Source organism: Allomuricauda ruestringensis DSM 13258, from assembly GCF_000224085.1.
In the GTDB taxonomy this organism is placed as follows: domain Bacteria; phylum Bacteroidota; class Bacteroidia; order Flavobacteriales; family Flavobacteriaceae; genus Flagellimonas; species Flagellimonas ruestringensis.
The window spans coordinates 1,246,548-1,259,503 of the sequence record NC_015945.1 but is presented as its reverse complement, the minus strand read 5'-3'; the positions used below and the strand labels follow the sequence as shown (position 1 = coordinate 1,259,503).

Sequence of the window (12,956 nt, the reverse complement as noted above, 5' to 3'; positions counted from 1 at the left end):
CAATGAAAAAAGCACTGATACTCCTATTTTTAATACCATTATATCTTACAGCACAAAATAATACCAGAGAGAAAAGTTTCTTTCTCAATTTAGGAGCTGAATTCAGAATCACACCTATTCATAAATCGGGGGACCAAGCAATTGCCACAAATTTTATTAATCCTGATTTACAGAATTCTGGTCCTGTATTAAATATTGGAGTTGATTATTATTTCACGCAAAACTTTAGCATAGGCTTTAAAAGTTCCGTTCGGTATGATTTGATAACAACTTACATTGATGAAACAGCTTCGGAAACGGAACGTGGATTAATGTTTGGTTACCATTTTAATTTAAGCTATCACTTTCAAATTTTTAAAAAAGGAGATTTGTTGGTCAATGCTGGGCTAAGCTTGCTCAATCGAAATAGTGAATATATGCGTACAGACGCCATTTTTAATGAAGAAGGGGAGGTCGTCGATTCAACTACCTCTATGGAAAACTATAATTTTAGCGCCAATAAAGTTTCCGTTGGTTATGGAAAAGGTAAATCCAAAATAATGATGGGTATTTACATATCTCGAAACACAAAGTATTTTGATAAAAAAAAGACTTTTATTGTTCCATTTATCAGCTACAGCTTTGATATTGTCAAGTTTTAGACTTCCAATCAATCCAACTTCTCCGTTAACTTCTCAAAAACCTTTTTCGGGCTCTTGTTTTTATAAAGTATTTGATAGACTGCATTGATAATCGGCGTTTTGGATTTTTTTTGCAGTTTGTCCATAAGATCATGGGCACTTTTTGTGGCGTAATAGCCTTCGGCCACCATATTCATTTCCATCATGGCACTTTTTACGGTATAGCCCTTACCGATCATGTTCCCAAACATACGGTTTCTACTAAAAACAGAGTAGCCCGTTACCAACAAGTCGCCCAAGTAGGCAGAGGCATTGATGTTACGTTTCATTTTGTACACGCGGTCAATAAACCGTTTCATCTCTCGGATGGCGTTGCTCATCAACACACTCTGGAAGTTGTCCCCGTAGCCGAGTCCGTGCGCAATACCCGCAGCAATGGCATAAATGTTTTTTAGCATGGCGGCATATTCCGTACCGATAATGTCGTCGGATATTTTGGTACGGATATAATCACTTTTCAAGTGTTTGGCCACCATTTTAGCCTTGTCGGCATCGGCACAGGCAATGGTTAGGTACGATAGGCGCTCCAAGGCGACCTCCTCGGCATGGCACGGTCCTGTGATTACTCCGATATTCTCAAAAGGAATCTCGTATTTCTCGTTAAAATGTTCGCCCACGATTCGTCCACTTTCAGGGACAATGCCCTTAATGGCCGAAAAAATAATTTTATCCTTTAAGGAAACCGTCAAGTTTTGAAGCTCCCCTTCCAAAAAAGCCGAAGGGATAGCAAAAATGAGCACATCAGATGTTTCAACAATCTCGTTAATATCATGGCTCATAACAAGTTGGTCCACATCAAACTCTACCGAACTCAAATAATTGGGATTGTGCCATTCCTTTTTAATATGCCGTATTGCAGAATCGCTTCGCATGTACCAGTTTACCTGATCCAAATTTTCGGTCAACATTTTTACGATAGCAGTTCCCCAGCTTCCACCTCCAAATACTCCAAACGTAAGTTTGTCTTTCATGCATCCAAATTAGAGTGTAAAGCTAAAAAATAAAATCATCAGCTAGCCTTTGTTTGATTATCAAACAGTTAAAGAATTTGGCACAGTGCTTGGTTTACGTAAAGGGAACTATAAAACCTCGACAATGAAAAATAGAAAACTACACTTTGGAATTTTATTCATAGGTCTTTTGGCCGGTTCTTGCTATACCGAGGTTATTGTGGAAGATGATTTTATAGAAGAATCACCAGTCAATACCGCCTTGGTTTTGGAATCGCACGACCTTTGGTATGTGGATATCAATGAAACGCGTGGAAATGGAGAAGTTCCCTTTTTACAGCGTGCTTTCACGATTTCTTTTGATAGAGGCATCGTTTATACCAACAACAACCTTTCTGGTTTGGGCAAAACGGGCAACGGATTGGGTATTGATGTAGGGGCTTATGCTACCTACAGCGGACAAGTGGAAATAGACCACGATGTGGATGGTCTTTGGTTGATGGAGTTGTTCGCCTTGGACAACAACACATTGGAGTTGTACGACCCACGTTCGGATACGTCCTACATTTTGGAAGGTTATCAAAGAAACAACTTTGATTACGATATGGTGTTCTACGACAACATCCACTACCTTTTACAGGAATACCAAGTTTGGGAAAAAACGTATACCAGCGAAGTTGGTGCCTTAAACGAGTTTGATGAAGAAAACTACCTTCAGTTTTTTGCCGATGGTGGTGGGCTCTTCAGATCTTCCGTGGATGCACAGGGTATCCCGCTCACCAATATACAATGGGATTATGAAGGCGATTATGAAGTGTATGATGAGGCAAACGATGCCACTTTGAAAACTTTAACACTCGATTATGACTTCTTGGGCAATGATTATTTTGAGTTGTACGTTATTAATGATAGTACCATAGAGTTGTACCATGTGTCCAGCGGAACGGTGTATGAATTCACAGGAAGAGGATACATTCAATATTTGAAATCGAGTGATGTAACGGGCAAAAAACGTTCAAAAACAAAAAATCCGACTATGAACGTTACCCGTCAGCGAAATATGTAAGGAAGAACAGTATTGTTCGACTATACAAATAAGTTTTTTGGTTGGTTATTTAGTTAAGAACCGCCCCCAGCATTTAAACTTGGGGCGGTTCTTTTTTATGCGTGCAGTTGTTTATTCCCTGGTTTTTCCCAAAAACACATTAACGTTTGGGTTTTGCGGGTTTCCACTTGCCCGGCGCATCAAAACAATTTGCCCGGTGTGTTGAATGCAATCTGCAATCATTCCATTGATCATGTTCCAATACGGAAATTCTGATGTTCTCTCCTCTTGCTTAAAGATTACTTTAAAAAGCTCCATTTCTTCCGAGCTTTTGCCCAAAACCTTGTTGCTCGCAGCATTTAAGTTTTGCAGGGTGAGCGCACGAAGCTCTTCGTAGGAGTATTTGGGAGGGTTCTTGGGGCGCTCATACGGTTTTGCATCTGGTGCCAATAAAATATTGTTGGACATTGTATAGATATGCTCCAAGGTTTCCATAATGGTACGCCCATCTTCCGAAGGTTTATAATCAATATTTTTTTGTGTTAAGCCTTCTGTGGCCCAATAATACCGGTATCCCAATCCATCAATCATTCGGGATACCACATTGCCCGAAGCATAGTCTGAGGGATAAGCAGGAATTTCTTTGTAAGGTAATTTCATTTCTTGTGCTTGGAGATTGGGATTCATCATCAAAATAAAAATGACAAAAAAATAGGATAATTTTTTCATAATCAGTCTATTTTTTTAAACACAAGAAGGTTTTCTTTGGAACCATTGGATAGGTATAATCTGTTGTTTTCCACTTTGTGTTTGGTGCTGCGCTGTAATGCCTTTAAAAACTCGGATTCCTTTTCCATATTGGGGCAGGCCATTCGGGTAGAGGCTATCTGGGTAAAACGCAATACATCTTTTTCATAAAAAATACTGCCGGTCATCCGGTTACAGCCAGAAAAACCTGAAAATCTATTGTTGTTGATGTTGATTTCTATATTGGGAACATCGTTCCCGTTAAAATCCTCTTTGGATACCGGTGCTCCTTGCATTTCTTCCAATACCCAAATATCGTGTAGCCTATAATCCGTAATGTATGACCCACAGCCTTCCAGAACACGGGTTTCGTCTCCGCCTGTACTTTTATAGGAAGCAGTTACGGTATAGGGAAAAACCTCTCCCGACATGGCATTGGTGCATTCCTTGTTCGAAATAATAATGTCCATCTGGGTCGCCTCAGTATTAATACGGAACATTTTGATATTGGCATCTTGTGCCTTAATTGCTTCTGATGAATGCGTTACAATGGTGTCCTCCATGGTCTGAAGCTCAATTTTGTCATCATAAATTTTGAGTCCCCAAAAAGGTTCGGTTCCAGTGGCCTTAAAATAGCTTCCGTCAATTTTTATGGTGATGGGTTCCATTTGCCGGATTTGTTCCTTCACTTGAACCGTGTCCTTTGTTTCCATTTCTGATGACCCGGGTTCGGAAGTTTCTTGTTTTTTCTTTTCAATACAGTTGAAAAACAAAAACAATGCGCAAATTGGAATGAGTATTTTTATCATGGGTTGACTTTTTTGAAGCGCATCATGGGGATTTCGCCCACCAATAGGTTGAGTTTGTTGCCCTCGAAGGAATACCCGTCTATTTTTTTCATCATTTCCAAGAATTGGCGTTCGCTGCCCCCACAGAACATCATGGTTGTTGGTCCTGGCTCTCCGAAAGAAATGGAGCTGCCCTCCAGCATATAATCTGCAGAGTACCCGTTGCAACTATCCGTGCCGGATACTTTACCAGATTCTTTGTTAAAGGTTATTTGTGGTTTTTTTTCCGGGAAAAGGCCATCAAAGGCAATTCGTGGCCCAGAAATATATTCGAGCTCCCAAGTGGGGCCGTACAATGCTTCTTCAATGGAATTTGGTCCACCGCAGGATTCCGCCAGTAGAACGGCGGTAAAAAAGAGGATGACTGATAATTTCATTTTACAGAAATTAATGGTTAATGTGTCAGTAAAATACTAAAAATATTGTTTGTAAGCATCAATTCTGTTAGGGAAAATAGTTCCGAGGGTTGTGCTATTTGCAGTATTGGCCGAGCGGTCGCAGGAATTTTCAGAGTAAACGAGTAGAAGCAATTACTTACAACCGTCTTTGTTTTTCTTTGTCATTCGTTTTTTGGTCGATAATATAGAATTATAGCTCCACTCTTAAAGGTTTTATTCTTAACAAGCTTAAAAATAGTCCTGTCGTTTAAATTTTCAAATAATGGCAAACCTTTTCCTTCAACCATTGGATGAATGCAAAGTTGGAACTCATCAATCAATTCGAGTTGAATCAGTTGTATGATTAAACTGCGACTACCAACAAAAATATCTTTACCCGGTTGATGCTTGAGTTCTAAAACTTCATCTTTCAAGTCACGTTTTGCTATTGTTGCACTTTCCCATTCTACATTTTTAATTGTCCGGGAGAAAACTATTTTAGGAATTTTGTCTATAGCCGTAGCAAAGTCGTTCATTGATTTTTCTTCGGAGGGATTTTCTAAAAACGTCCGCCAAAATTCCATAAGTTGATACGTAGTCCTGCCATATAAAATTGCGTCTCCCTGACCTAATAATTCCGTATAATGTTGATGTATTTCCTCATCGGGTATTCCAGCAGTATGGTCGCATATCCCGTCAATTGTCATATTCAATGCTGCAATAATCTTTCTCATATTATTTTATCCAATCAATTTTTGATTATTTAAGTATTTTCTCAGATGATTATCAACCGTATAACTTATAGCTTTCTATGGCTCCAAACCTCATAAATGGGTTGCCCTTTACTGCTGAGTCCGGAATGGTGCCAATCGCCATCCTTCAGTTCGTAGTTGAACTCTAAGCTTGCACCTACCCTGGAATCATCCCTGGAAAAAAAACCGATATTTTCGGTGTATTTGCCATCAATAGTGGTATAAGTGCCGCCACCTGTTCCCATAAATTGTTTGGTTTCCGTGTTAAATGCAATCCATTGAAAATGGGTGCCGGACAATATCTTCATGGTTTTTCGTGGCCCCGACGTATCGCGCTTTACAATTTCACCATCGTGTTTTCTGCCGGATATCAGCCATGCCCCGAATAGGTCGCCCGGGGCTCCATCGTCAATTCGGGTCCATGTCAACCCGCCCAATTCAAGGATGTTGTTTTTTAAGGTGTATGAAATGGATCTGGTTTCCCCGACCAAGTTGGGGTCTTGGTTGGCAAACTCGTAGGTAAGGTCAAGGATTCCGTCATTCAAGGTGTAACTGCCCCCTTTGGTGCCTATAAATTTTCCATGGGGTTTTCCATAAATGGCTTCCGAAAAAAAAGCATCCGTAAAAATAAGCGTATGTTCTGTTTGACGAACTTCAGCATCGGATTCGGTTGCGGTCCATGCACCATGCAAGTCCTGTGCATGTAAGAGAGGGGCAACTAATAAAGAAACAGCAAGCAATATTGGTTTTTTCATGGCCTAAAAGTTTTCATTAAGATAAAAAAAGCTGCTGTTTTATCACAAAACAGCAGCTTTTCAATATAATTAGGTTGGTTTGTTAGAGCGTTCTTAAGTACTCGGCAACATCTCTAGCCTCGTCCTCCGTTAAGTTTTGATTAAGCATTATCGCATTGTTGTATTCTTTCAACAAAGCTTTTGCGATGGGGTCTTCTTTCAGCATCCCATCAGGGTTTAGGATCATGTTCATTACCCATTCCGGGCTTCTTCTGTCGTAAACTCCTTTTAGGGCAGGCCCGATCATGCGTTTATCGATCATGTGGCATGCCACACAAATGGCATCAAATTTAGCTTTTCCACGCGCAGCCATTTCATCATTGATTTCATCAGGGAACTCCAAATTGGTTATGGGTCCAACTCCTTTGTTGTCCAAATCAACGGGAACACCTTCTTTTTCTTCAGCTTTTTTTTCTTCAGTTTTGGTGCGACTCACCTCAAAACCATCTTTTTTTTCTTCTTTTTTTCCACCGCAACTAGCTATCAAGGCACCCAAGGCCAAGAACATTACAATTTTTTTCATTCTGATTCTATTGAATTTTGTTTGTGTAAACGTAGGCACTAAGATAGGTAATTAGCCAATAAAATTATGGGCATTTCTGTGTTGATCATCACAATATTAGATCAGAAAACGTTGTAGTTAAAGAGAATTAAAGAAATCCAAAGCTCTTTTTTCGGTGTAAGTGATGTTTTTTTTGCCCCAAAAACCAACATGTCCACCATAAGTTGGGGTTTCCAAATAAAGTGAATGGTTGTTTGTGGTTTCTTTGATCGGATAGCATTCCGGACCCAAGAAAGAGTCGTTTTTTGCATTGATGATCAGGCTCGGGACTTTGATGTTTGACAAGAATTGAAGGGAACTGCATTTGTGGTAATAATCCAAAGCATCTTTAAAATGATGCGCCTTACTGGTGTAGATGTCATCAAAATCTTTTAAAGTCTTAATTTTTTTGATGTCGGCTTCGCTTATTTTTTCGGGAAACATTTGTTGTTTTTGCCGGAGCTTGCCCAATAAATTTCCTTTGAATCTTATCGCATACAGCATATTTTTTGGACTCAGCAATTGTTGACAAGAATCATAAAGATTGCAAGGCACGGATACCGCAACGGCGCCTTTCAATTCCTTTGGAATATTGTTTTCTTCTCCCAAATATTTAAGCAGGAGGTTTCCTCCCAAACTAAAACCCTTCAAGTAAATTTCGGAGTAATTCCTTGTATTTAGGATATGGTCGAGCACCTCGATCAAATCTTCAGTCGCCCCAGAATGATAGGAGCGGTACATTTTGTTGGGCTCGCCACTGCAACCGCGGTAATTTACTGCACAGGCGTCATACCCATTTTGATTGAGAATTTTGGCACTTCCGGTAATATAGGGTCGTTGCGCATCTCCTTCCAACCCATGGAGAAGCACTACCAATTTTTGGGTCGGTGTTTGCGAATCGCTCCAGTCCATATCCAAAAAATCCCCATCGGAAAGGGTGAGTCTTTCCCTTTTTTGGACCACACCGTTTACCGAACGGATAATACCTGAGTAAATGGTGGCAAAATGACCATTTTTAAACAGAAAGGGTGGAGTGTAATCGGAAGTGACTTGGGGCATCGGTACAATTTTGGTTTAAAAATTACTCTTTCGGGAAGTTTTTTAAAAGATTTGCTTGTTCTTCAACCGCTGTTTTAAATTCGCCTTTCAAACTTTCAACGAGTTTTGATACGGACAATACATTATCTATGGTTGTTACCCCTTGTCCGGCTGACCAAATCGTTTTCCATGCTTTGGCTTCGGTATCCAGTTCTTTGCCAAAATCAATTTTTGTGTCTTTTTTCAAGTCTTCTTCGGTGATGCCTGCTGCTTGCAAACTAGCCGCCAAGAAATTGGCGTGCACCCCCGAAATGGCCGCGGTATAGACTACATCGCTAGCTCCTGCATCAATGATCATTTTTCGGTACTCTTCGGTAGCCTTGCTTTCTTCTGTATTGATAAAACGAGTACCCATGTAGGCAAGGTCGGCTCCCATTTGAAGAGCAGCGGCAACATCACGTCCGTTACTGATGCATCCGGATAAAATAATGGTCTTATCAAAGAATTTTTTTACCTCGGCAATCAAGCTCATAGGATTGATGGTGCCAGCATGGCCACCTGCTCCTGCAGACACGAGAATGAGTCCGTCCACGCCTGCTTCGGCCGCTTTTTCCGCGTGACGTTTTTTAATGATGTCATGAAAAACCAGACCACCATAACTGTGAATGGCATCCACAACCTGACTCACGGCACCCAGTGAAGTGATTACCAAGGGAACTTGATGTTTAACACAAAGCTTTACATCGGCCTCCAATCTCGGGTTTGTAGGGTGTACCACTAGATTAACACCAAAGGGTGCCGCTTTTTTACCTGTTTTCTCTTCAAATGTTTTTAACTCGGATTTTATCTGGATGAGCCATTCCTCAAAACCTTCACTAGTGCGTTGGTTAAGGGCAGGAAATGTGCCGACAATACCGTTTTTGCAACATTCCACCACTAATTCGGGTCCCGAAATCAAGAACATGGGTGCGGCAATTACAGGAAGTGATAGATTTTTGATGAATTCAGCTTTTTGGCTCATTGATTATGTGTTAAACTATGTTTAAAAATAGGAACAATTCTTCTTCCGCATTGGAATCAGTTACCAAAACTATGGTATTTTTACAATTATTATGCATGCATAACAAAATAACCCACTATGTTTTTTAAAGAATTTGAGATCAGATGGAGCGATACGGACGCTAATCGGCACTTGGCGAATTCCGCTTATATTAATTTTATGAGCCATACCCGAATGGCTTATTTGAACCAATTGGGATTCAACCAAAAAAGTATGGCCGCCCATAATATTGGTCCTGTGGTCTTTTACGAGCACGTATACTATTTTAAAGAAGCATTTCCTGGCATGCCCGTAAAAGTTTCGTTGGAGTTTGTAGGGATGAGCGAGAACGGAATGTTTTTTGAGTTCAGGCATAATTTTTACGACCATAACGGCAAAAACTTTGCACGTTGCGAGATGATGGGCGCTTGGATAGATTTGAAAACAAGGAAGCTAACAGGATTGCCCGACAAATTTCTCAAAGCCTTTGAATCCATGGAAAAAACAGAGGATTTTAAAACATTGACCAAGGCGGATACACGAAGGTTTGTGCAGGTACCGAAGGATTTGGAGGTGGTTTAGCCTCAATGTGGGCGCAGGCATCATGTCCGTTTGTGGCTATGTTTATTTTTATGTGCTGCACGAGTGAATACACTTGCTGGCCAGGTTGCATAATCCCTTCGGTCAAAAATTTTCATAGAAAGACTACGGGAAAATTGATTTTTATAATTTATAATTTAAATTGACCATAAGAATTCTTGGGAAAACACGTCTGTGGTGCTCCATAAAATACATCGAATTATATTGGTTTGAGGTTTGGTTGACATTGTTGCCCAGATTATAGACTTCAAGCCCAATTTCAAACGGGGAATCTTCCTTGTGGTAAAATACTTTGGCCCCGATTAGATTAAAATATGAACTGTTTGACTGGCTCCTGTTGCTATAAAAATTTTGGAAAAAGGATACCTCGAATTTCCAATCCTTATAATCATACATTCCCGAAAGATTAATATCCGTGGTAATGGTCCTGTTCACAAAAAAAGGATTGGAATATTTGTAGAAGGAATTGTTGATATCGAGCTCCACATTTGGCACTTCCTCAAAAGTTGTGCTGAACCTAAGATCATTATTCACATTTACTGAATTGTTGAACCGTTGCTGCCCGTTGAAAATGGAAATACTGTTCCTATAAAAATATGTGTTTTCCAAAGAAACCCGCCAATATTTTCGATTGTACTTACCCCGTATGGATACATTATAAGAGTCCAGATCATTGTCCAGTTGATAGGGTGATACCTCCCCGTCGATACCATCGGATATAATGTTCTGAACTATAGATTTGCTATGTTTTCTATATCCCAGCTTTGTGTAAAGACTAAGGCCATAAGTTTTTGATATGGAAAATGATAACAAAGCTCTTTCTGTGGTGGGCTGTGTCAAAAGAGGGTTTCCTTCCGATATCCGATTGAAATCTGAAATGGTACGTCCAGCAAGCCTGGAATCGGGTTGAGGATTGGTTACGGACATATTGTAGTTGAGTTCCAGACTTTTTTTCTCATCAAAGTTCCATTCAATTTTGGCTGCTGGAAGTATATTGTTATCAGAATATGTATTCTCCATAAGAGTTTGTCGGTCTTTCCAAAACACATTCTGGAACACCACTCCAAAATCAACGATAAACGGTCTGCTTATATACCATTTATGGGTCACTGAGGTGTTCAATTCATTCAAAAGACTGCTGAAATCATTTACAAATCCATCAAGGAACAACGATTGCATTTGGTCAATATCTTGAATGGCGTAATTCTCTAAACTGCTCCTTTGTATTTTGGCATTAAACCCAAAACTGATCATATTTGTCCTGAACGGTCGGTAATGATGCTTCAAGTCCAGATCAAGATTCGAGTATTTTCTTTCTCCTTGATCGTTTACTTGATAAGTGTCCGATTCGGACAACGGTATGGATGGTGAAAAAATATTAAAGGGACTGTTCCAGGAGTTGGTATAGGATTCTTTATTTCCGAAAAAACTTAACTTAGCTGTAGATACGTTGCTTCCCGAAAACCATTTGTCCATCATGGCATTCATTGAAAATCGCTCTCCAAGATGGTTTTTAAATGAGGTATAGTCCCGTTGGTCCTCATTGTTGTCTGAAATGTTCAAGCCGTCACGCTCCAGGTTGGTCCTGTCAAGGGCAAAGTCCAGTTTCACAACAGTATACAGGTCCGGGGTGTATTTGTACTTCACTTTTCCGTAAAAAACGTTATTGTTGTTCGTCAGATTGTTCGTTCTATGCTCTGTAGCCTGAGAGGGTTGGTACGTATAGCTATACACATCCTGATTTGATGATCTATCCAACATACCTAGGGCAAAGACCCTAAATTCATGGGCTTTGTTCGGGTTATACTGAAAATTGTATCCCCCAAAATAATGGTTGTTTTTATAGTAATCCGTGTTCTGTAAAAATTTACCTATTGGTGAATTATAGGCATTGATAATACCTTTTATATCTTTCTCCCCCTCCATGGAAATATAATCGGACAAGGTAAACGACCTGGTCGGTGTATTGTTTATATCACCAATAAAATTGTGTACCGTAGTAGGGGAATATTTGAAGACACTGGGATGAAACCGGTACCTGTCCTTATATCCCAAACTAGATTCTATGTCACCAAAAAGAAAGTTTTTCTTCCCCTCTTTTAGCTTTATGTTCATGACAAGGTTGTCCGAGTTTTCAAATTCCTTTAAAAAAGGGGTTTCATTGTAATCCTCTATCATTTGGACTTCACTGACCACATCCGCCGGAATGTTTTTTGTGGCCATTTTGGGCTGCCCGGTAAAAAATGTCTTGTTCTCTACCAAAACAGCCTCTACTTTCTTGTCCTTGAAAAAGACTTCGCCATCCCGGTTCACGGAGATTCCCGGAAGTTTTTTCAGAACGGCTCCGAGTTTCCTTTCCTTGCCATTGACAAAGGCGTCTACTTGATAGGTGGTCGTATCTTTTTTGATTTTTATCGGCGGGGTATAATTGATTACTACCTCTTCCAGTTCGTTCAGGGCTTCCTTGAGTACATATTCTTTTGTGGTGGCCATCTCCGAAAAAACAATGTCTTCCTTTATTGGTTCAAACCCTATAAAGGTTATGTTTAGGGTATAGGGTTCGTCCCTAACAACAGTTACATTGAATGCACCATCCTTGCCTGAGACGGCAAAAGGGGGAGGAATGTTCTTATTGGTTGGATAGAGCACGATATTGGCCCCTTCCAGTCCATTGCCTGCTATATCCTTAATACTTCCTGAAAAAGAGGGTTTTTCTTGGGCAAAACAACCAACAGCAACCAACAGTACTGAAAATTGTATAACAAAATGGGTTAGGTTTTTGGAATACAGTTTCAATCTTCAGTTACTTTTCTTGCCCTTCTCATTAAAACATTTTTTTCCTTGCTGGTTATTACCCTGCCCGGTTTGACTGCCTTTATCGGTTTGATACCGCCTTTAGGGTTCAGTGTTACCTGATCGGCAACAAATATGACATGACTGCGTTCCAGTTGTAGAATAAGTCCGGGCAATCCTCCAAAACCAACGGGTCCATATGGAACAGGTATTTCTGGAGTATACCATGCCTCAATGGTGAATTCGATTTCAGTATAATATTGGACATGGTGTTTGGTGGCCTTGTAGCAGGTATAGCCATCGATGTCCTTGGTCTCGTTGTGCAATTTCCATCCCTCCATTCTATCTTTGTGGGTGACAATATACATGGAGTCCTTTATTTTTTTGTTTCTAAAAGAGTTCTTTTGTTTTGCATCTTGGTGCCATGGTCGATCTGAATAGGCTACTATGGAGGCTACTTTTCCCATAAACTCAACATGGGGTACACGAGGCATTTCTTCAAAGAATGATTTTTCAACATTATAACGTAAAGCATATTTCATGTCATTTATCTCCAAAGCTAGTTTTCTTTTAAAATCCTCGTCTTTCTCAACATTTGGCATATCATAATAAACCGAATGATATTCGATAATTGCTTCCTGGGCATTGGTTTTAAAAATAAAAATTGTTATGGCAAAAAGTATAAGTACGTGTTTCATTGTAATTTTTTATTTTTAGTGAACAAGGCTGTTCAATTTAAATTGAACAGCCTT

Annotated in this window: 14 protein-coding genes; 3 read left to right on the top strand and 11 right to left on the bottom strand. The window is 39.9% G+C overall.

Annotated features, from left to right (window positions below; genetic code table 11):
- Positions 1-2 precede the first annotated feature (2 nt).
- Complete coding sequence (locus MURRU_RS05665; RefSeq protein ID WP_014032474.1) at positions 3-641, top strand: hypothetical protein; 639 nt, start codon at positions 3-5, stop codon at positions 639-641.
- An 8-nt stretch (positions 642-649) separates the two neighbouring features.
- On the opposite strand, the gene MURRU_RS05660 is transcribed toward MURRU_RS05665, so the two are convergent.
- Positions 650-1,651: an NAD(P)H-dependent glycerol-3-phosphate dehydrogenase gene (locus MURRU_RS05660; protein ID WP_014032473.1), complete on the bottom strand. Its 1,002-nt coding sequence runs from the start codon at positions 1,649-1,651 to the stop codon at positions 650-652.
- 124 nt (positions 1,652-1,775) lie between these two features.
- Between MURRU_RS05660 and MURRU_RS05655 the strand changes: the two genes are divergently transcribed.
- Positions 1,776-2,696 carry a hypothetical protein gene (locus MURRU_RS05655; protein ID WP_041801348.1) on the top strand — a complete coding sequence of 307 codons (921 nt, stop codon included), beginning with the start codon at positions 1,776-1,778 and terminating at the stop codon, positions 2,694-2,696.
- A 111-nt stretch (positions 2,697-2,807) separates the two neighbouring features.
- Here the strand turns inward: MURRU_RS05655 and MURRU_RS05650 are convergent, their stop codons facing one another.
- From MURRU_RS05650 to MURRU_RS05615, 8 genes are all read right to left on the bottom strand, one after another.
- Positions 2,808-3,404 carry a DinB family protein gene (locus MURRU_RS05650; RefSeq protein ID WP_014032471.1) on the bottom strand — a complete coding sequence of 199 codons (597 nt, stop codon included), beginning with the start codon at positions 3,402-3,404 and terminating at the stop codon, positions 2,808-2,810.
- Between the two features lie 2 nt (positions 3,405-3,406).
- Complete coding sequence (locus MURRU_RS05645) at positions 3,407-4,231, bottom strand: META domain-containing protein (protein WP_014032470.1); 825 nt, start codon at positions 4,229-4,231, stop codon at positions 3,407-3,409.
- Positions 4,228-4,647 carry an META domain-containing protein gene (locus MURRU_RS05640; RefSeq protein WP_014032469.1) on the bottom strand — a complete coding sequence of 140 codons (420 nt, stop codon included), beginning with the start codon at positions 4,645-4,647 and terminating at the stop codon, positions 4,228-4,230. The genes MURRU_RS05645 and MURRU_RS05640 overlap by 4 nt, the downstream gene beginning before the upstream one ends.
- Positions 4,648-4,829: 182 nt before the next feature.
- A complete protein-coding gene (locus tag MURRU_RS05635) occupies positions 4,830-5,381 on the bottom strand; it encodes a dihydrofolate reductase family protein (RefSeq protein ID WP_014032468.1) in 552 nt (183 codons plus the stop codon).
- 65 nt (positions 5,382-5,446) lie between these two features.
- Positions 5,447-6,154, bottom strand: coding sequence for a hypothetical protein (locus MURRU_RS05630; RefSeq protein ID WP_014032467.1), 708 nt, complete (start codon positions 6,152-6,154; stop codon positions 5,447-5,449).
- A gap of 82 nt (positions 6,155-6,236) precedes the next feature.
- Entirely contained in the window at positions 6,237-6,716 is a 480-nt protein-coding gene (locus MURRU_RS05625) for a c-type cytochrome (protein WP_041801346.1), read from the bottom strand.
- 117 nt (positions 6,717-6,833) lie between these two features.
- The gene (locus MURRU_RS05620; protein WP_014032465.1) at positions 6,834-7,793 is read right to left on the bottom strand and encodes a YheT family hydrolase; all 960 of its coding nucleotides are present in this window, start codon (positions 7,791-7,793) and stop codon (positions 6,834-6,836) included.
- A 22-nt stretch (positions 7,794-7,815) separates the two neighbouring features.
- On the bottom strand, positions 7,816-8,793 hold the full coding sequence (locus tag MURRU_RS05615) for an NAD(P)H-dependent flavin oxidoreductase (RefSeq protein WP_014032464.1): 978 nt from the start codon (positions 8,791-8,793) through the stop codon (positions 7,816-7,818).
- Between the two features lie 117 nt (positions 8,794-8,910).
- On the opposite strand from MURRU_RS05615, the gene MURRU_RS05610 reads away from it, so the two are divergent.
- Positions 8,911-9,393 (top strand): acyl-CoA thioesterase, encoded by a 483-nt coding sequence (locus tag MURRU_RS05610; protein WP_014032463.1) that lies wholly within the window; start codon positions 8,911-8,913, stop codon positions 9,391-9,393.
- A 141-nt stretch (positions 9,394-9,534) separates the two neighbouring features.
- Here the strand turns inward: MURRU_RS05610 and MURRU_RS17320 are convergent, their stop codons facing one another.
- Together MURRU_RS17320 and MURRU_RS17315 are read right to left on the bottom strand one after the other, a co-directional pair.
- On the bottom strand, positions 9,535-12,207 hold the full coding sequence (locus MURRU_RS17320) for a carboxypeptidase-like regulatory domain-containing protein (protein WP_014032462.1): 2,673 nt from the start codon (positions 12,205-12,207) through the stop codon (positions 9,535-9,537).
- Entirely contained in the window at positions 12,204-12,902 is a 699-nt protein-coding gene (locus tag MURRU_RS17315) for a GLPGLI family protein (protein WP_014032461.1), read from the bottom strand. Before MURRU_RS17315 ends, MURRU_RS17320 begins: the two co-directional genes overlap by 4 nt.
- Between the last annotated feature and the right edge of the window lie 54 nt (positions 12,903-12,956).

Coding starts and splice junctions, on each gene's coding strand:
- MURRU_RS05665 (WP_014032474.1), top strand. CDS start 3: ATGAAAAAAGCACTGATACTCCTATTTTTAATACCATTATATCTTACA.
- MURRU_RS05660 (WP_014032473.1), bottom strand. CDS start 1,651: ATGAAAGACAAACTTACGTTTGGAGTATTTGGAGGTGGAAGCTGGGGA.
- MURRU_RS05655 (WP_041801348.1), top strand. CDS start 1,776: ATGAAAAATAGAAAACTACACTTTGGAATTTTATTCATAGGTCTTTTG.
- MURRU_RS05650 (WP_014032471.1), bottom strand. CDS start 3,404: ATGAAAAAATTATCCTATTTTTTTGTCATTTTTATTTTGATGATGAAT.
- MURRU_RS05645 (WP_014032470.1), bottom strand. CDS start 4,231: ATGATAAAAATACTCATTCCAATTTGCGCATTGTTTTTGTTTTTCAAC.
- MURRU_RS05640 (WP_014032469.1), bottom strand. CDS start 4,647: ATGAAATTATCAGTCATCCTCTTTTTTACCGCCGTTCTACTGGCGGAA.
- MURRU_RS05635 (WP_014032468.1), bottom strand. CDS start 5,381: ATGAGAAAGATTATTGCAGCATTGAATATGACAATTGACGGGATATGC.
- MURRU_RS05630 (WP_014032467.1), bottom strand. CDS start 6,154: ATGAAAAAACCAATATTGCTTGCTGTTTCTTTATTAGTTGCCCCTCTC.
- MURRU_RS05625 (WP_041801346.1), bottom strand. CDS start 6,716: ATGAAAAAAATTGTAATGTTCTTGGCCTTGGGTGCCTTGATAGCTAGT.
- MURRU_RS05620 (WP_014032465.1), bottom strand. CDS start 7,793: ATGCCCCAAGTCACTTCCGATTACACTCCACCCTTTCTGTTTAAAAAT.
- MURRU_RS05615 (WP_014032464.1), bottom strand. CDS start 8,793: ATGAGCCAAAAAGCTGAATTCATCAAAAATCTATCACTTCCTGTAATT.
- MURRU_RS05610 (WP_014032463.1), top strand. CDS start 8,911: ATGTTTTTTAAAGAATTTGAGATCAGATGGAGCGATACGGACGCTAAT.
- MURRU_RS17315 (WP_014032461.1), bottom strand. CDS start 12,902: ATGAAACACGTACTTATACTTTTTGCCATAACAATTTTTATTTTTAAA.